The organism is Streptomyces sp. NPDC028907, assembly GCF_055564995.1.
In genome coordinates this window covers 1-15,647 of record NZ_JBVHVE010000020.1, presented here as the reverse complement: position 1 = coordinate 15,647, position 15,647 = coordinate 1, and the positions used below count along the sequence as shown (strand labels likewise).

General features: G+C 71.9%; 15 protein-coding genes and 3 pseudogenes. 10 read left to right on the top strand and 8 right to left on the bottom strand.

Annotated elements, in window-relative coordinates; genetic code table 11:
• Positions 1-497: 497 nt before the first annotated feature.
• The 4 genes from ACZ4UU_RS40005 to ACZ4UU_RS39990 all read left to right on the top strand — a co-directional run bounded on the left by ACZ4UU_RS40005 (position 498) and on the right by ACZ4UU_RS39990 (position 4,310).
• A complete protein-coding gene (locus ACZ4UU_RS40005; RefSeq protein WP_471908347.1) occupies positions 498-1,184 on the top strand; it encodes a response regulator transcription factor in 687 nt (228 codons plus the stop codon).
• 74 nt (positions 1,185-1,258) lie between these two features.
• A complete protein-coding gene (locus ACZ4UU_RS40000) occupies positions 1,259-2,239 on the top strand; it encodes an ATP-dependent DNA ligase (RefSeq protein WP_471908346.1) in 981 nt (326 codons plus the stop codon).
• A 160-nt stretch (positions 2,240-2,399) separates the two neighbouring features.
• Positions 2,400-3,176 carry an NPP1 family protein gene (locus tag ACZ4UU_RS39995; protein ID WP_471908345.1) on the top strand — a complete coding sequence of 259 codons (777 nt, stop codon included), beginning with the start codon at positions 2,400-2,402 and terminating at the stop codon, positions 3,174-3,176.
• 99 nt (positions 3,177-3,275) lie between these two features.
• Entirely contained in the window at positions 3,276-4,310 is a 1,035-nt protein-coding gene (locus tag ACZ4UU_RS39990) for a questin oxidase family protein (RefSeq protein WP_471908344.1), read from the top strand.
• Here ACZ4UU_RS39990 and ACZ4UU_RS39985 read toward each other — a convergent pair.
• The gene (locus ACZ4UU_RS39985) at positions 4,291-5,304 is read right to left on the bottom strand and encodes an ArsR/SmtB family transcription factor (RefSeq protein ID WP_471908343.1); all 1,014 of its coding nucleotides are present in this window, start codon (positions 5,302-5,304) and stop codon (positions 4,291-4,293) included. The genes ACZ4UU_RS39990 and ACZ4UU_RS39985 overlap by 20 nt on opposite strands.
• 141 nt (positions 5,305-5,445) lie before the next feature.
• Between ACZ4UU_RS39985 and ACZ4UU_RS39980 the strand changes: the two genes are divergently transcribed.
• Together ACZ4UU_RS39980 and hemC are read left to right on the top strand one after the other, a co-directional pair.
• Positions 5,446-6,666, top strand: coding sequence for an MFS transporter (locus tag ACZ4UU_RS39980; RefSeq protein WP_471908342.1), 1,221 nt, complete (start codon positions 5,446-5,448; stop codon positions 6,664-6,666).
• A gap of 17 nt (positions 6,667-6,683) precedes the next feature.
• Complete coding sequence (gene hemC, locus ACZ4UU_RS39975; protein ID WP_471908341.1) at positions 6,684-7,619, top strand: hydroxymethylbilane synthase; 936 nt, start codon at positions 6,684-6,686, stop codon at positions 7,617-7,619.
• 64 nt (positions 7,620-7,683) lie between these two features.
• On the opposite strand, the gene ACZ4UU_RS39970 is transcribed toward hemC, so the two are convergent.
• The 4 genes and pseudogenes from ACZ4UU_RS39970 to ACZ4UU_RS39955 form a co-directional block, all read right to left on the bottom strand.
• Positions 7,684-8,205, bottom strand: coding sequence for a hypothetical protein (locus ACZ4UU_RS39970; protein WP_471908340.1), 522 nt, complete (start codon positions 8,203-8,205; stop codon positions 7,684-7,686).
• 198 nt (positions 8,206-8,403) lie between these two features.
• Positions 8,404-8,526: pseudogene (locus ACZ4UU_RS39965) on the bottom strand (ABC transporter permease); the annotation flags it as partial.
• Between the two features lie 14 nt (positions 8,527-8,540).
• Positions 8,541-8,792 (bottom strand): annotated as a pseudogene (locus tag ACZ4UU_RS39960) (ABC transporter ATP-binding protein); the annotation flags it as partial.
• 10 nt (positions 8,793-8,802) lie between these two features.
• A pseudogene (locus tag ACZ4UU_RS39955) lies at positions 8,803-8,922 on the bottom strand (MarR family transcriptional regulator); the annotation flags it as partial.
• A gap of 210 nt (positions 8,923-9,132) precedes the next feature.
• Between ACZ4UU_RS39955 and ACZ4UU_RS39950 the strand changes: the two are divergent.
• Positions 9,133-9,921 (top strand): RNA polymerase sigma factor SigF, encoded by a 789-nt coding sequence (locus tag ACZ4UU_RS39950; RefSeq protein ID WP_471908339.1) that lies wholly within the window; start codon positions 9,133-9,135, stop codon positions 9,919-9,921.
• 1 nt (position 9,922) lies between these two features.
• Here the strand turns inward: ACZ4UU_RS39950 and ACZ4UU_RS39945 are convergent, their stop codons facing one another.
• Positions 9,923-10,255 (bottom strand): ANTAR domain-containing protein, encoded by a 333-nt coding sequence (locus tag ACZ4UU_RS39945; protein WP_471908338.1) that lies wholly within the window; start codon positions 10,253-10,255, stop codon positions 9,923-9,925.
• Between the two features lie 170 nt (positions 10,256-10,425).
• Between ACZ4UU_RS39945 and ACZ4UU_RS39940 the strand changes: the two genes are divergently transcribed.
• Positions 10,426-11,229 (top strand): VOC family protein, encoded by an 804-nt coding sequence (locus ACZ4UU_RS39940; protein WP_471908337.1) that lies wholly within the window; start codon positions 10,426-10,428, stop codon positions 11,227-11,229.
• 108 nt (positions 11,230-11,337) lie between these two features.
• Here the strand turns inward: ACZ4UU_RS39940 and glgX are convergent, their stop codons facing one another.
• Together glgX and ACZ4UU_RS39930 are read right to left on the bottom strand one after the other, a co-directional pair.
• Positions 11,338-13,482, bottom strand: a complete 2,145-nt coding sequence (glgX, locus tag ACZ4UU_RS39935) for a glycogen debranching protein GlgX (RefSeq protein ID WP_471908336.1) — start codon at positions 13,480-13,482, stop codon at positions 11,338-11,340.
• On the bottom strand, positions 13,479-13,991 hold the full coding sequence (locus ACZ4UU_RS39930; protein WP_471908335.1) for a pep a2: 513 nt from the start codon (positions 13,989-13,991) through the stop codon (positions 13,479-13,481). The genes glgX and ACZ4UU_RS39930 overlap by 4 nt, the downstream gene beginning before the upstream one ends.
• A 295-nt stretch (positions 13,992-14,286) precedes the next feature.
• Here ACZ4UU_RS39930 and ACZ4UU_RS39925 point away from each other — a divergent pair, with 295 nt between their 5' ends.
• Complete coding sequence (locus ACZ4UU_RS39925) at positions 14,287-14,592, top strand: DUF5133 domain-containing protein (RefSeq protein ID WP_471908334.1); 306 nt, start codon at positions 14,287-14,289, stop codon at positions 14,590-14,592.
• A gap of 70 nt (positions 14,593-14,662) precedes the next feature.
• Positions 14,663-15,647 (top strand): maltotransferase domain-containing protein (locus ACZ4UU_RS39920; protein WP_471908333.1); only part of this gene is annotated, 985 nt, incomplete at its 3' end.

Below are 15,647 nucleotides of genomic sequence, written 5' to 3'. Positions count from 1 at the left end.
GACCTACAATCTAAGTCAATCGATTGAAAGACGCGTGAGCGGTGAGCGGTGAAGCGCGAGGCCACCATGGTGCAGCGGCCTACACCTGCGCCCCGGGTGCTCGCACCCCCGCGCCCGGCGCCCGGGGCACCTGGCGCGAAGAACATGCGGGCGACGATGCGGCAGGCCGGTCGGGCTCGTCGTCGACGGCGTCGGATGCGGGCTGCCGCGCAGGCGGGCCGTGGTCCTGCCGTGGATCGTCCGCTTGGCGGACCTGGCGGCCGGCTGGTCGACGTCGCTGCTCAGGCCGTCACAGCCCGGCAGCGGGCCGACGGTGCTGGTGAGCCCGCGGATTCCGCGGGGCCCCGCGCGGGTTGTCCTGCTCCGGGAGGACCTGCCCCGCGGCGGGTACTGCGATTCGAGTACCCGCGATGTCGGCAGGCGCACGACGACGTCGGGGGTCCGAGCAGGCATCCTGAGCGCCGTCCCATGTTTCGGAACCGGAAGAAACGCCATCCATGACCATCCGCGTACTGCTCGCCGACGACCAGGCCCTGCTGCGGGCCACCTTCCGGATCCTGATCGACTCGTGCCCGGACATGGAGGTGGTCGGCGAGGCCGCCGACGGTACCGAGGCCGTTGACCTCGCCCGGACGCACCGCCCCGACCTGGTGCTGATGGACATCCGTATGCCCGGCGCCGACGGACTGGCCGCTACGTCCGCGATCTGCGCCGACCCGGATCTCACGGCGGTGCGGGTGCTGATCCTCACGACGTTCGAGATCGACGAGTACGTGGCACAGGCGCTGCGGGCCGGGGCGAGCGGCTTTCTCGGCAAGGACGTCACGGCGGACGTGCTGCTGGACGGGATCCGGACCGTCGCGGCCGGCGACTCGCTCCTCTCCCCCGCCGCCACCCGCACGCTCATCACCCGGTTCCTGGCCTCCCCCGCCGAGAGCTCCCAGTCCACGGCGCCGGAGCACCTCGCCGCCCTCACCGCACGCGAGCGGGAGGTCATGGCCTGGGTGGCCGAGGGGCACTCCAACGAGGAGATCGCCGAGAAGCTCTTCGTCAGCCCGCTGACCGTGCGCACCCACGTCCACCGCGCCATGACGAAGCTGGGCGCCCGCGACCGTGCCCAACTCGTCGTGATGGCCTATCAGTCGGGACTGGTGCGGGCCGTACCGCCGCACGAGGGTCAGTGAGGTCCGGGCCGCCGTTCAGGGGAAATCGGCGGCCGGGGTGCGTGGCGGCGGGCCGGGCCGTCGACAACTGACCCGTGAGCCTGCCGCTGATCCCTCCCATGCTCGCCACGCCCGGCACGCTGCCGCCCGCAGCGCAGGACGCGCGCTGGGCGTACGAGACCAAGCAGGACGGCCAGCGGGCGGTGATCTACCTCGAAGGGGACGGCACCCTGCTGCTGCGCGCCCGTTCCGGCGAGGACATCACGGCCGCCTATCCCGAACTGCGGCCGCTCGGCGCCGCGCTCGGCACGACGCCGGCCGTCCTGGACGGCGAGATCCTGGCGCTGGACGAGGAGGGGCGCGCCGACTTCCAGTTGCTCCAGTCACGGATGGGTCTGGCGCACGCCCCCGCGCGGGCGGCCCGGATGGCCGCCCAGGCCCCCGTGCATCTGGTGCTCTTCGACGTACTGCACCTGGCCGGCCGCTCCCTCCTACGGACCCCCTATGCCCGGCGGCGCGGACGCCTGGAGGAACTGGGCCTGGGCGGGCCGTTCTGGTCGACGCCGACCGCGCTGGTCGGACACGGCGCCGAGGCGCTGCGGGCGACCCGCGAGCACGGGCTGGAGGGGCTGGTGTGCAAGCGGCTGGACTCGGTGTACGAGCCGGGGGTCCGTTCCCGCGCCTGGATCAAGATCCGGAACATGCTCAGTGAGGACGTGATCGTCGGCGGCTGGCTGCCCGGCAAGGGACGGCTCACCGGCCTGCCGGGCGCCCTGCTGGTCGGGCAGTACGCGGCCGGACGGCGGCTGCGCTACGTCGGCGGCGTGGGCACCGGCTGGAGCGCGGCCGAACGGACCGAGCTGGCCGAACTGTTGCGGGCCTGCGCGAGCGACGCGTGCCCCTTCGATCCCGTACCCCAGGTCGCGGGTGCGCGCTGGGTTCTGCCCCGGCTGGTCGGCGAGGTGCGCTACAGCGTCCGCACCCGGTCCGGCATGCTGCGCCAGCCTTCCTGGCTGCGTCTGAGGCCCGACCTGGCCCCACAGGACGCGGCGGCCGACCTTCCCGACGACAGCTGACCCGCGGATCCGGGCCCGCGCACAGGTCGAGCGGCAACTATTGCCCTGCCCTTCACCATTGGTACGCCCGAGGCTCTTGGCGCGTAAGTGAAAACCGGGGATCCTGAACTGCCTTTCCCCCCATAGCCGTTGGGCTGCGCCCGGACCCCGAGGAGACGCAGTGTCGTCACAGAAGTCCCGTACGCACCGCAGGAGATGGCTCACCGGCCTGACCGGTGCCGCCGCGCTCGTCATAGCCTTCCCCGGCGTCGCCTTCGCCGCCCCGCCCTCGGCGCTCCCCGCCAACGCCGAAGCCGCCGAGAAGACGTACCAGCCCGCCTTCGACTACGACACCGACGGCTGCTACTCCACCCCTGCCATCGGCCCGGACGGCACTGTCAACGGCGGCCTGAAGCCGACCGGTTCGCTCAGCGGCGACTGCCGGGACGCGTCGGACCTCGACAACACCAACAGCTACTCGCGCTACAAGTGCAACAACGGCTGGTGCGCCTATATGTACGGCCTGTACTTCGAGAAGGACCAGGCGGTCGCGGGCAGCAGCATCGGCGGGCACCGGCACGACTGGGAGCACGTCGTGGTGTGGGTGCGGAACAACGCGGTGCAGTACGTCTCGACGTCCAACCACGGCTCGTTCACGATCAGCCCGGCGTCCTCGGTGCGGTTCGACGGCACGCACGCGAAGATCGTCTACCACAAGGACGGCATCTCCACGCACTGCTTCCGCCTCGCCAATTCCAACGACGAGCCGCCCGAGAACCACAAGGGCACCTGGCAGTACCCGCCGCTGGTCGGCTGGAACGGCTACCCGGCCGGCGTACGCGACAAGCTGGTCGCCCACGACTTCGGCAGCGCCAACTTCGGCCTGAGGGACGGCACCTTCGCGAACCACCTGGCGTCGGCGAAGCCGTCCGGCATCGCGTTCGACCCGAACGCCTGACCGGGCACACCATCGGGCGCGGGTCCTAGGACCCGGGCACCCGCGGCTTCCGCCCCGCGCCCGATCCCGTCCCGCCACCGGGCGCATAGCGTCACGCCCATGGACACGAACGGCACGGACCACGCGCGCGATACGAGCGGACGGCTCGACGAGGCCCTGGAACGCCTGCACGTCTGCGGCCCGGAACGCGACGGCTGGCTCTCCAACCACGCCCCCATGGTCGTGGAGGCGCTCGCCGCGCACGGGCAGGCGGAGCGGGTGCACCACTGGCTGGACCTCTACCGGGACAAGCTGGAGGACTTCCCCGACCGCGTGGCTCCCGTCACCGAGGACAACTGGGCCTCGGCGCTGGGCGATCCGCGCCGCATAGCCGACTGGACCGACCATTTCTCCCGCGCCCTCGCCGAACGTCCCTGGCGGGACGTCCTCGCCGAGTGGTGGCCGCGTCTGCTGCCCGGCCTGGTCGGCGGCGCCACGCACACCGTCATCCGGGTCGGCCACGCGGTACGCGCGGTCGAAGCCGACGACAACAGCCCTCGGCTCACGGAACTCGCGCACGCGCTCGGCTACTGGGCGGCCCGGCACCAACCCGTGACCGGCGTCACCGCCCTGCCGGGCGCCGGCACGGCCGAGGAGTCCCTGGACGCCGTACCCGCGATCGAGCCGGGGCATCTGGGTTTCCGCAACCGCCTGGCCGCCGTGCGCCGACTGCCCGTATGGGCCGACGACGTCACCGATCCGGACACCGCGCGGGACCGCCTCATCGAACTCGTCCGTGCCGCGACCCACCGCTACGCCACCCACGGTCACGGCGAGCCGACCATGCTGGTGCACGCGGCCACCGCCCCCAACGCCGTGCTGCGGACGCTCGACGCGCTGCCGCGCGGGCTGTGGGCGCCGAGCCTGCGTGCGGCGTGGACGGCGTCGGCGGCCGTCACCGCGATGTACGCCCCGGTGGAGCCGGTCGCCTGGACGCCGCCCGCCCGGCTCGCGCCGGAAGAGGTCATGGAGCGTGCCCTCGTCCACGGCGACGAGCACGTCATCAAGCTCGCCGACACGGCCCTGGACGTCGGTGACGCACGCGCGCTCGCGGCCGCGCTGCGGGCGGTCGAGCTCAGCGAGCCGCTGGTGTGACGGCGGCCTCCCCGTCGACGAGGGTGTCACCGAGGGCCGTGCGCCCGTACAGCACGGAGTGGCCCTGCCGCCGGGACTCCAGCAGACCCGCCTCCCGCAGGACCGACAGATGGGCCGACACGGTCGACGGTGCCAGGCCGTGGCGTCGGGCGAGATCCGTGGTCGAGGCGGGGACGGCGAGTCCGGCGAGGACGGCCGCACGCTGCTGCCCGAGCAGCCGGGCGAGCGCCTGCGGCGGGCGCGGCACCGGGGCGGCGTGCAGGCGACCCATACCCCGGGCGGGGTAGATGACGGTCGGCTGCCAGGGCCGGGCGAAGCCGCTGACCACGTCCGGCCACACGAACACGCTCGGCATCAGCAACACGCCTCTGCCGTCAGGGCGTTGGGCCTCCGTCAGGTCGCGGTACTCGCGCAGGGTGAGGGTGTGCCCGGCCCAGTCGACGGCCGGGTGCAGGCCGGTGAGCAGCGCGTCGAGGCCGGCGGCGGCAGCCCGGCGGGAGCGGTGGGCGATGTCCGCCTCCAGGACGGCCCGGTGGCGGGGCCAGTCGGGGGCGAGCAGGGCGTGCCAGGCCAGTTCGGTGAGGTCGGCGAGGCGCCGGACGGTGGCGGCGGGGTCGTCGAGCGCGGCCCGCCCCTGGGTCGACTCGGCGAGCCCGGGAGTGCAGGCGAGCGAGCGGGTCATCTCCGCGTGGGCCAGGGCGGGGTCGGTGGCGCGCATCCGCGCCAACTCGTCCTCGATGGCGGGGTACGGCTCCGGCGGAGGCGCGCCGAGGAAGTCCGGGGTGTAGCCGCCGGGGGGCGGCACGAACAGCCACAGCAAGGACAGGTCGAGTCCGGCGACCGTGCGGCGCATGCGGCGCAGCCAGGCCTGGTGGTAGCCGTGCCTGGCCGGCCGGCGGAGCATGCGCAGCGCCTCGTGGGTCTGGCACAGCGGCGAGATCGCGAACCGGCAGCGCGTGAGGTCGTCGGTGCCCAGGTGCAGGGCGAGCGGCATGGCGACCCCCGAGGTGAGCGGCGATTCGTCCCGGACCGGGGACTCGCCCGGTCCGAAGATTCGTCCTGGACCGAAAGAGTAGAGCGGTCGGCCACGGCCGCGCACGCTTGCCCCGACTCCCCCTCTCGGAAAGGCGGTTGGATGGGCAGCGTACGTCCGGCACGTCCCGCGCCCTGGCAGCGTGCCGCCGTCGTCGCGGCGTTGATGCTGGCGGCGTTCACCTTCAACACGACCGAGAACCTGCCGGTCGGTCTGCTCCCGCTCATGGCGGACGACCTGCGGGTGTCGCTCACGGCCGTGGGTGCCCTGGTCACCGGGTACGGCCTGACCGTCGCCGTCGTCTCGCTGCCCCTCGCCCATGTCACCCGGTCCGTGCCGCGCCGGTATCTGCTCGCCGGGCTCCTGGGTCTGCTCGCCGTGGGCAGTTGGGTGTCGGCGCTGGGCGGGGTGTCGTACGGGGTGCTGCTGGCGGCGCGGGTGGTCACGGCGTTGGCGCAGGCGTCGTTCTGGGCGGTGATGGGACCGGTCGCGGTCGGCCTGTTCCCGCCGGAGCGACGGGGGCGGGTCATGGGGCTGCTGTCCGTCGGCGGTTCCCTGGCCACGGTGGCCGGCGTCCCGGCCGGGACCTGGCTGGGCGCCCACGCGGGCTGGCGGATGCCGTTCGCTCTGCTGGGCGCACTGGCCCTCGTCGCGCTCGTGACGATCGGCGCCCTGCTGCCCACGTCCCGCCCGGAGGACGGCCATGCGGCGTACGGCGCGTCCCCTGACCGGCGCGGGTTCGTCACCGTGTTGGCCGTCACCGCCCTGTCGGTGACCGGCGCCTTCGCCGGGTTCACGTACGTCGTCGCCTTCCTCGACGAGGTGAGCGGGTTTCACACGGACGCCGTGAGTGCCGTGCTGCTGGCGTTCGGCGGGGCCGCGCTGGCCGGGGTCACGGTGGCCGGACCGCTCCTGGACCGCTTTCCGCGCGCCACGCTGACCGTGCCGGTGGCCGCCCAGGCGGTGGCGCTGCTGGGCCTCTACGCGGTGGGGCACATCCCGGCGGCCACTGTCGTGCTGGTCATGCTGCTGGGCGCGTCGGTCTCGACCACCTTCATGGCGACGCAGACCCAGGTGCTCCGGGTGGCGCCGGGTCGTACGGAGACGGCGCTCGCGGCCAACTCGGCCGCGTACAACGTGGGCATCGCCGTCGGTGCGCTGCTCGGGGGCGTGTTGCTGCCCGCGGTCGGGGTGCGCGGGACGTTCCTGGTCGGGGGGCTGATCACGGCGGGGGCACTGGTGGTGCTGACGTGGCTGCCCGCGCGGGCGGGCTGCGAGGGCGGTTCGGGAATCGGGAGGTACCGTGCGGGCGCGGGGTTGTGACGGTCTATCGTGGCCGCATGTCCGTGCCTGAACTGATCCGTATCGTCTCCCGCGACTCGCCCATGGCGCTCGCCCAAGTGGAGCGTGTCCGCGCCGAGTTGGCGGCCCTGCATCCCGGTGTGCGTACCGAGGTGGTGCCGGTGAAGACGACCGGTGACAAGTGGATGGGCGATCTGTCCCAGGTGGAGGGCAAGGGAGCGTTCACCAAGGAGGTGGACGCAGCGCTGCTGGCCGGCGAGGCCGATCTCGCCGTGCACTGCGTCAAGGACATTCCCGCCGACCGTCCGCTGCCCGCGGGGACGACGTTCGCCGCGTTCCTCAAGCGCGACGACATCCGGGACGCCCTGATCCACCCGGGCGGCCTGACGCTCGACGAACTGCCGGCGGGTACCCGGATCGGTACCTCGTCGGTGCGCCGGGTCGCCCAGCTGGCGGCCACCCATCCGCACCTGGAGTGCGTGCCGTTCCGGGGCAACGCCAACCGGCGGCTGGAGAAGCTGGCGGCCGGTGAGGCGGACGCGCTGCTGCTGGCGGTGGCCGGCCTGGAGCGCATCGGCCGTCCGGACGTGATCAGCGAGGTCCTCTCCCCCGAGGTGATGATGCCGCCTATCGGCGCGGGCATCCTCGCCCTGCAGTGCCGCGAGGGCGACACCGAGCTCATCGACGCGATCAGCGGCCTCGGCGACCCGGACACCTACCGGGAGGCCACCGCCGAGCGCATGTTCCTGCACGTCCTCCAGGGGCACTGCAACAGCCCGATCGCCGGGTACGCGCGCGTGGACCGCAGTGGCGAGCTGTCGCTGCGGGCGTGTGTGTTCACCCCGGACGGCAAGACGCGGCTCAACGCCCATGAGTGGGCGGGCCGGCTGGACCCGGCGACGCTCGGTACGTCGGTGGCGGTCGCGCTGCTGCGTCAGGGCGCCCGGGAGATCATCGACGGTATCCCGCACTGAGACAGCGGCTGAGACACCGGGCCGAGACACTCGCCCGAGACACCGGGCCGGAGGGCGCTCGCCGTCAGGCGGTGCCCTCTTCGGCCTGGTCCCGCAGGAAGTTGCTCACCTGGAGCGCGAGGCCGTCCCGCAGGGTGGTGGCGTGGGTGCCGACAGAGGGTTCCTGGAGGCCGAGGCCGCCGGTCCACAGCCGGCGGTCGGTCCACTCCTCCTCGACGCGCAGCTGGATCTGGACGTCGACCTGGCTCAGGCTCGACTCGGGGCCGGCGGCGTACATGACGGCGGTGGCCCGGCGCAGCGGGTAGACGTCGAAGCCCTCGATGAACTGCGAGTTGCGCCAGTCGATGAACGCCGCCTCGCCGTCGCGGCCGATCCGTACGTCGATCTGGCCGTCCTCGAGATGGACGCCGAGGTGCCGCTCACCGCGGTTCTCGACGGTGACCCGGACCCGGAAGTACGTCAGCCCTTCGGCGGCCTCGTCCCGTCCGCGTGGGGGCTCGGCGGCTTCCAGGCGGTGGACGCGGACACGCAGACCGGCATGCTCGTCGTACTCACGCCAGTCCCCGACCACGTTCGGCTCGTACACAATCCACCTCTCGACCCAGAGAGCTGCTTCCTATCTTTGCGCTGAGCGCACTGTCAAATGAGCAGAATGCGCTGTGGCCAGCCCATTCGCCCCCTTGATCACCGATCAAGCCGTGGGCAGGAAGAATCCGCTTACTGGCGTGCGCACCGGATCCGCCTACGTGCCGCACATCACGTTCCGCACCAAGATCAGCGAGCCGGCCGGCCGCGCAGCGAGGAGGCCGCGCAGGGCGTCGACCTGGCAGCTGAGCGGATTGGCCTTGCTGAGCGCCTGGAGCCAGCCCGGCATCACGGACAGCGGGTAGAGGGCGTTGCAGCCGAAGACGCCTCCGGCCAGGCGGGAGTCTGACGGCAGGCCCCATGGGCCTGGCCGACGCGTGCGGCGCGTTCACGGCGGGGCACGTCGAAGACGCGGGCGAACAGGGCGGCGTTCTCCCGTCCGGTGAGGCTCGCGTCGGCCGACAGCTGCTGCGGGGCATAGCCGAGCAGCCGCCGTACGGCCATCCGGTCACCGGCGGCCACCGGCAGCAAGGTGGTCATGCAGCGGATGGCGGTGGTTTTCCCGCCGCGAGCAGCGTCTCCCGGTCCCTCTCGTCGAGGGTCGCTCCACGACCAGCCGCAACAGCTCCACCTCGGCGCCGCGCAGCTGTGGGACGGGCATGTCGCGGCGCAGCCGGCGCCGGATCAGTCGCTGGACCGCGACGAGCGCGTCGGCCACGGACGCCGAGTCACACCGCCGTCACACGTAGTCGCATTCACGAATTTTGTTTCGGATACCTCGTTCGGGGCAAATGAGTCATATGTGCTTCGGACAGGAGGCACGTCCGTGGGAGCCGACCGGCCGACCCGGAGGTGTCCTCCGTGTGGTCCGATCCGCGCCTCCCACGGTGTCTGTCCATTCGGCACCTGCTGAGGGAGGTGCGCACGAATGAGTGCCACCACCAGAACGAAGCACTCCCACGACGACGCCCCGGACACGGCCGAAGCCTTCGACCGGCTCGTGGGGCTCCCCGACGGGCCGGAACGCAAGGTCCTCAAGGACGAACTGATCCAGGCCTGGCTGCCCATGGCCGAGCGGATCGCCGTCCGGTTCAAGGGCCGTGGCGAGTCCCTCGAGGACCTGTACCAGGTCGCCGCCCTGGGCCTGGTGAAGGCCGTCGACCACTACGACCCGGCGCGCGGCCACGCCTTCGAGGCGTACGCGGTGCCGACCATCACCGGTGAGATCAAGCGGCACTTCCGCGACCACATGTGGACGCTGCACGTGCCGCGCCGCGTCCAGGACCTGCGCAACCGGGTGCGCAGCTCCGCGAAGGAACTGTCGCAGCTGACGCCGGGGCGCGCGCCCACCGTCGCCGAGATCGCCGAGCACGCGCATCTGAGCGAGGCGGAGGTCCGTACCGGGATGGAGGCCCTCGAGTGCTTCTCCGCCCTGTCGCTGGAGGCCGAGATGCCCGGCACCGACGGCTACGCGCTGGGGGACGCGATCGGCGGCCCGGACCCGGCCTACGACGTGGTCGTCGACCGCGTCACCGTCAAGCCGTGCCTGCAACGCCTCCCGGAGCGGGAGCGGACCATCCTCTACCTGCGCTTCTTCGGCGGGATGACCCAGAGCCGGATCGCACAGCAACTCGGCATCTCGCAGATGCACGTCTCCCGACTGCTGAGCGGGTGCTTCGCGCATCTGCGGGAGGAGATGCTCGCCGAGGTCCAGTGACTCACTCCTGGGCCGTTCCCGGGATCTGTGTCGGACCGTGACGTTCGAGGGCGTCCTCGAGTTCGACGCGGATCTCGGGCGGCATCTCCCCGTCCCGGCCCCAGGTGAGGATCAGTTGGGCCACTCGGCGGAGCTTGATGTTCGTATGCTGGGAGACGTCCTTCAGCACGGCCCACCCCTGGTCGGGTGACACCCGGCCGAGTGCCACGACCATCCCGATCGCCTGGTCCACGACGGCGTGCGCGACGACCGCCTCCTTGAGCTGCTCGACCTCCTCCTCGAGTTCGAGGATCCGGTCGCTCCCGTCGGCGGGTTCGTGGGGTACGTGTGCCACGCCTCCATAGTCGTCGCTCCGCCGACCATGTGCCAGTGAAGCGGGCGGGCCGGGCCACCACCGTTTCGGCGCCACGCCGGGGGTACTCGACAGGCCCCGGAGCGGTTCCGGCTGGACACTGGGAGCAGACCGGTGGCCGGCCGGTCGGGCGAGACCAGGACGCGACTGCCATGAACCACGATGCGAGAACCCCCCGGAGCACGGCCGAGGTCGTGTCCACACACTCCGTGTTCGGCGCACCCTGCTGGGTGAGCCTGACCAGCCGCGATCTCGAGGCCACCCAGGAGTTCTACACGGCGGTGCTGGGCTGGCGCTGGCGGCCGGCCAAGCTGGGCGACCGCTTCCGGATCGCGCTGGCGCAGAGCGTGCCGGTGGCCGGGATCGGGGCGGTCGCCTCGATGTGGCAGATGGCCGTGGCCTGGACCCCCTACTTCGCCGTGCCCAGCGCGGACGAGGCCGTGGCCCGGGTCCAGGAGCGCGGCGGTACGGCGGCCGTCGGGCCGCTCTCGCTGCCGCCCGGGCGGGCGGCGCTGTTGGCCGACCGGGACGGGGCCACCTTCGGGGTGTGGGAGGGCGAGCTCATCTCCAACTGGGAGACCTGGCGGCGGGCCGCGCCGACGTTCATCCGGCTGCACACGCGTGACGCCTTCGACGCGGCGATGTTCTACGGCGAGGTCCTCGACTGGGCCACCGAGCGGCCGGGGTGCTGCGAGGTGCGGTACGAGGGGGGTGAAGTCGTGTTGCGCAGTGGGGGTGATGTGGTGGCGCGCATCGAGTCCGGGGCGTTGGAGGCTGCGCCGGACCCGACGATTCGGCCGCACTGGCAGGTGCACTTCGCTGTCGCGGACGTGGCCGGGTGTGCTCGGGCGGCGGAGTTGCATGGGGGGAGCGTGTTGTCCAAGGGAAGCGATGAGGCTGTGCTGCGGGATCCTGATGGGGCGCAGTTCACTGTGACGTCGCATCGGGGGCGGTAGGGGGTGCGGCTACGGGGGCGCCGCGCTGGGTCGTCAGTCGTCTGCGGCTGCGTCGTGGCTGGTCGCGCCCCGCCGCGGAGCCGCAGATCGACACAGCCCCGCGCCCCTTTAAGGGCGTTGTCGTGAGGGTCTTGAGAGGAGGCGTAGGCTGCGGCGTTCCACCAGGACTGCGGTCGATGCCTTGTACTCCGACTCGTCGGGAGGGCCCTGGGGTTCGGCGGTGTTGATCAAGGGGGTCCAGCGTTCGCCGAACGTGGCGTCGGGGAGGCGGAACTCCGTCGGCTCCCAGTAGGCGTTGAGCAGGAGCAGGAAGGAGTCGTCGACCAGGGGCCGGCCGCAGGAGTCGGGTTCGGCGATGGCGTCGCCGTTGAGGAAGGCGGCTACGGAGTGGGCGTCCGGGTGTTGCCAGTCCTCGTCGGTCATCTCGCGGCCCTCGGGCAGGAGCCAGACCAGGTCGGGCAGGGGCTGGTCGGGGTGGGTCGGGGTCTCGCCCTGGAAGAAGCGGCGGCGGCGCAGGACGGGGTGAGCAGCGCGCAGCCCGATGACATAGCGGGTGAAGTCGGCGAGTGCGCGCTGCTCGTCTGTGAGTCTCCAGTCGATCCAGGAGACGTCGTTGTCCTGGCAGTAGGCGTTGTTGTTGCCGCGCTGGGTGCGGCCGAGTTCGTCGCCGTGGCCGAGCATGGGGATGCCCTGCGACAGCAGGAGTGTGGCCAGGAAGTTGCGCTGCTGACGGGCGCGCAGCGCGAGGACGGCCGGGTCGCGGGTGTCGCCCTCGGCGCCGCAGTTCCAGGACCGGTTGTGGCTCTCGCCGTCCCGGTTGTTCTCGCCGTTGGCCTCGTTGTGCTTGTCGTTGTACGAGACGAGGTCGCGCAGGGTGAACCCGTCGTGCGCGGTGACGAAGTTGACGCTGGCGCGCGGGCGGCGCCGGCTGTGTGCGTACAGGTCGGAGGAGCCGGTCAGCCGGGAGGCGAACTCGCCGAGCGAACCGGGCTCACCGCGCCAGAAGTCGCGTACGGCGTCCCGGTACTTGCCGTTCCACTCCGACCACAGCGGCGGGAAGTTGCCCACCTGGTAGCCGCCCTCGCCGACGTCCCACGGCTCGGCGATCAGCTTGACGCGGCTGATCACCGGGTCCTGCTGGATCAGGTCGAAGAACGCCGAGAGGCGGTCGACCTCGTGGAACTGGCGGGCGAGGGTGGCCGCGAGGTCGAAGCGGAAGCCGTCTACATGCATCTCGGTGACCCAGTAGCGCAGCGAGTCCATGATCAGCTGGAGGACGTAGGGGTGGCGCATCAGCAGGCTGTTGCCGGTGCCGGTGGTGTCGTAGTAGTGCGCCCAGTCGCCGTCGACCAGGCGGTAGTACGAGGCGTTGTCGATGCCGCGGAAGGAGAGGGTCGGGCCGCGTTCGTTGCCCTCGGCGGTGTGGTTGTAGACGACGTCGAGGATCACTTCGAGGCCGGCCGCGTGCAGTGCCTTCACCATCGACTTGAACTCGTTGACCTGCTGGCCGCGGGTGCCGTGGGCGGCGTACGCGTTGTGCGGTGCGAAGAACCCGATCGTGTTGTAGCCCCAGTAGTTGGACAGACCCCGGTCGAGCAGCACGCCGTCCTGGACGTACTGGTGCACCGGCATCAGCTCGACGGCCGTCACCCCGAGGGAGGTGAGGTGCTCGACGACCGCGGGGTGCGCGAGTCCGGCGTAGGTGCCGCGCAGTTCGGGCGGGACGTCGGGGTGGGTGCGGGTGAGGCCGCGGACGTGGGTCTCGTAGATGACGGTGTCGGCGTACGGCCGTCTGGGCGGTCGGTCGTCGCCCCAGTCGAAGTCCGGCTCGGTGACCACGCCGAGCATGGTGTGCCCGGCGCTGTCGGCCGGGGCCGGGGCGCCCGGGGTGCGCTCGAAGAGGGAGGCGTGGTTGTCCACCTGGCCGTCCACGGCCCGGCTGTACGGGTCGAGCAGCAGCTTCGCCGGATTGCACCGGTGGCCGAGGCCCGGGTCCCAGGGTCCGTGCACCCGGTAGCCGTAGCGCTGTCCCGGGCCGACGCCGGGCAGATAGCCGTGCCACACGAACCCGTCGACCTCGGTGAGCGGAACGGTGGTGTGCCGGCCCCTGTCGTCGACGAGGACCAGTTCGACGCGTTCGGCGACCTCGCTGAACAGGGCGAAGTTGGTGCCCTGTCCGTCGAAGGCGGCTCCCAACGGGTAGGGGTGCCCGCTCCAGGCGAGCACCCCTTTGTCGCGCTTTCGCGCCGTCACCGGGCCTCCTCCAGGACGTCGTCCCGGGTGCCCGCGGCGTCGGCGATGGCCGTGACGGGAACCTCGCGGGGCACCTGAAGGGCCTCGCGCAGGTTGGGCGAGGGCGCCGCTGGCACCAGCGGGGCGCGTTCGCCGGCGCGAGCGCGCTGCGAGAACCAGATGACCTTGCTGCCGGTCTCGGTGGCGCAGCAGCCCCAGCCGTCGCTCATCGCGGCGAGGCGCTGCAGACAGTCGCGCAGTTCGTGGTCCGGACGCAGGGCGCGGTCGTTGTCGCCGATGGCGGTGATGAGGTGGTGACGGTTCCACCACATCTCGATCGAGGTGTTCTTGTCCGTCGCGTGCTCGTCGATGGCCCGCAACAGCATCTCCGTGCTGTGGCAGACGGGCTCGACGAGCGTCTCCAGGTCCCAGTACCTGAGGTGAGCGGCCAGAATTCGGCTGACCTGCCCCACCCGTTCGGGGCTGACTTCCACGTCTAGGTGGTAGTAGCAGGGCACTGCGGTCTTCACCGTCGTTACCTCCTCACCGCGAAAGCTCCCGCTCTCCTCGCCCCTGCGGGACGGGCCCCGATACGGAGCGTGAGCGCTGATCGCTTCTGAGTCACTCCAGGGTGGGGGCGGTACGCCATTCGTGCAACAGGAGCGCACTCCTGAGGTAGTTGAAGATCCAACAGGACGCTGCGTCGCCGAGCATGCACCATGTGTGAAGACCACGATGCCCGTAACGGAACCCGTGCGTGTGCGCGCACGGGTTTCCGCCCGACGGTCGGGAGACGGTCATCGAGCCCGGAAGGTGAACGGCGCCATGCTGCTACCGGCAAAAGCCGAGGTCGCCCGGCATCTGCGGCGATACAGGGCCTGGGAGCGCGCCATGCTCGCGGCCCCGGCCGACCTCACGGTCCGCGCCACCTTCGAGGACGCCGGCTACACCCTCTGTGTGCTGATGGGAAAGCGCTGCGCGCGCGAGGCCGCCAACGCCGCCGAACGCTATCTGCGCATCACCCCGGCCGCCTATCTCCGGGAGCAGGACGAACGGCCCCGCGCGGCGAGCATCTCCGCGCGCCGGGGCCCGCCGGGGACGCGGCGGTGGAGTTTCCACGCGGGGAGGTAGGCGCCTTCCGGCACAGATCGGATCCCCGGCCGGGCCTCGTGCCCGGCCTCGAGCACGGTGGAGGTGAACCATGGGCAGGACCAAGAGCAGGGCCGGTGCCGGCACCGGGACCATCGGCCGCATCCCGGTACGGGACGTGCGGCCGGCCGTGGCGTGCGGCAGGCATCCGGCGAAGGCGGTCGCGGGAGAGACCTTCGAGGTCACCGCCACCGTGTTCCGTGAGGGCCATGACGCCGTGGCCGCCAATGTCGTGCTGACCGACCCGGACGGCCGTCCCGGCCCGTGGACGCCGATGCACGAACTCGCCCCGGGCAGCGACCGCTGGGGCGCCAAGGTGACCCCGTCTTCGGTGGGTCACTGGACGTTCCATGTGGAGGCCTGGAGCGACCCGGTGGCAACGTGGCGGCACCACGCCCGGATCAAGATCCCGGCCGGCATCGACGTCGGACTGGTCCTGGAGACGGGCGGCGAACTCTACGAGCGTGCGGCCGCCGGAGTGCCCGACAAGGCGCAGCGGGCGACCGTGCAGGCCGCGGCGGACGCGCTGCGGGACGACTCGCTCCCGCCCGAGTCACGCCTGGCGGCGGCGTTCGCGGCGAACGTCGACGCGGTGCTGGGCCGGTATCCGCTGCGGGACCTGGTGACGGCGTCGGATCCGCTGCCGCTGCTGGTGGAGCGGGAGCGGGCGTTGTACGGCTCCTGGTACGAGTTCTTCCCCCGCTCCGAGGGCACCCCGCAGCAGCCGCACGGCACGTTCCGCACCGCCGCGCGCCGGCTGCCCGCGATCGCGGCGATGGGCTTCGACGTGGTCTACCTGCCGCCGATCCACCCCATCGGCACCACCTTCCGCAAGGGCCCGGACAACACCCTCTCCGCCGGCCCGGACGACCCCGGCGTGCCCTGGGCGATCGGCTCCCCCGAGGGCGGCCACGACGCCGTCCACCCCGGCCTGGGCACCACCGAGGACTTCGACCACTTCGTGGCCAAGGCAGCCGAACTCGGCCTGGAGATCGCCCTCGACCTCGCCCTGCAGTGCTCCCCCGACCACCCCTGGG

What these genes read in the sequence shown, in the direction of transcription:
- ACZ4UU_RS40005 (WP_471908347.1), top strand. Translation starts at nt 498, where the DNA reads ATGACCATCCGCGTACTGCTCGCCGACGACCAGGCCCTGCTGCGGGCC.
- hemC (WP_471908341.1), top strand. Translation starts at nt 6,684, where the DNA reads ATGTCCGTGCCTGAACTGATCCGTATCGTCTCCCGCGACTCGCCCATG.
- ACZ4UU_RS39985 (WP_471908343.1), bottom strand. Translation starts at nt 5,304, where the DNA reads ATGCCGCTCGCCCTGCACCTGGGCACCGACGACCTCACGCGCTGCCGG.
- ACZ4UU_RS39990 (WP_471908344.1), top strand. Translation starts at nt 3,276, where the DNA reads ATGGACACGAACGGCACGGACCACGCGCGCGATACGAGCGGACGGCTC.
- ACZ4UU_RS39950 (WP_471908339.1), top strand. Translation starts at nt 9,133, where the DNA reads ATGAGTGCCACCACCAGAACGAAGCACTCCCACGACGACGCCCCGGAC.
- ACZ4UU_RS39940 (WP_471908337.1), top strand. Translation starts at nt 10,426, where the DNA reads ATGAACCACGATGCGAGAACCCCCCGGAGCACGGCCGAGGTCGTGTCC.
- ACZ4UU_RS39980 (WP_471908342.1), top strand. Translation starts at nt 5,446, where the DNA reads ATGGGCAGCGTACGTCCGGCACGTCCCGCGCCCTGGCAGCGTGCCGCC.
- ACZ4UU_RS39925 (WP_471908334.1), top strand. Translation starts at nt 14,287, where the DNA reads ATGCTGCTACCGGCAAAAGCCGAGGTCGCCCGGCATCTGCGGCGATAC.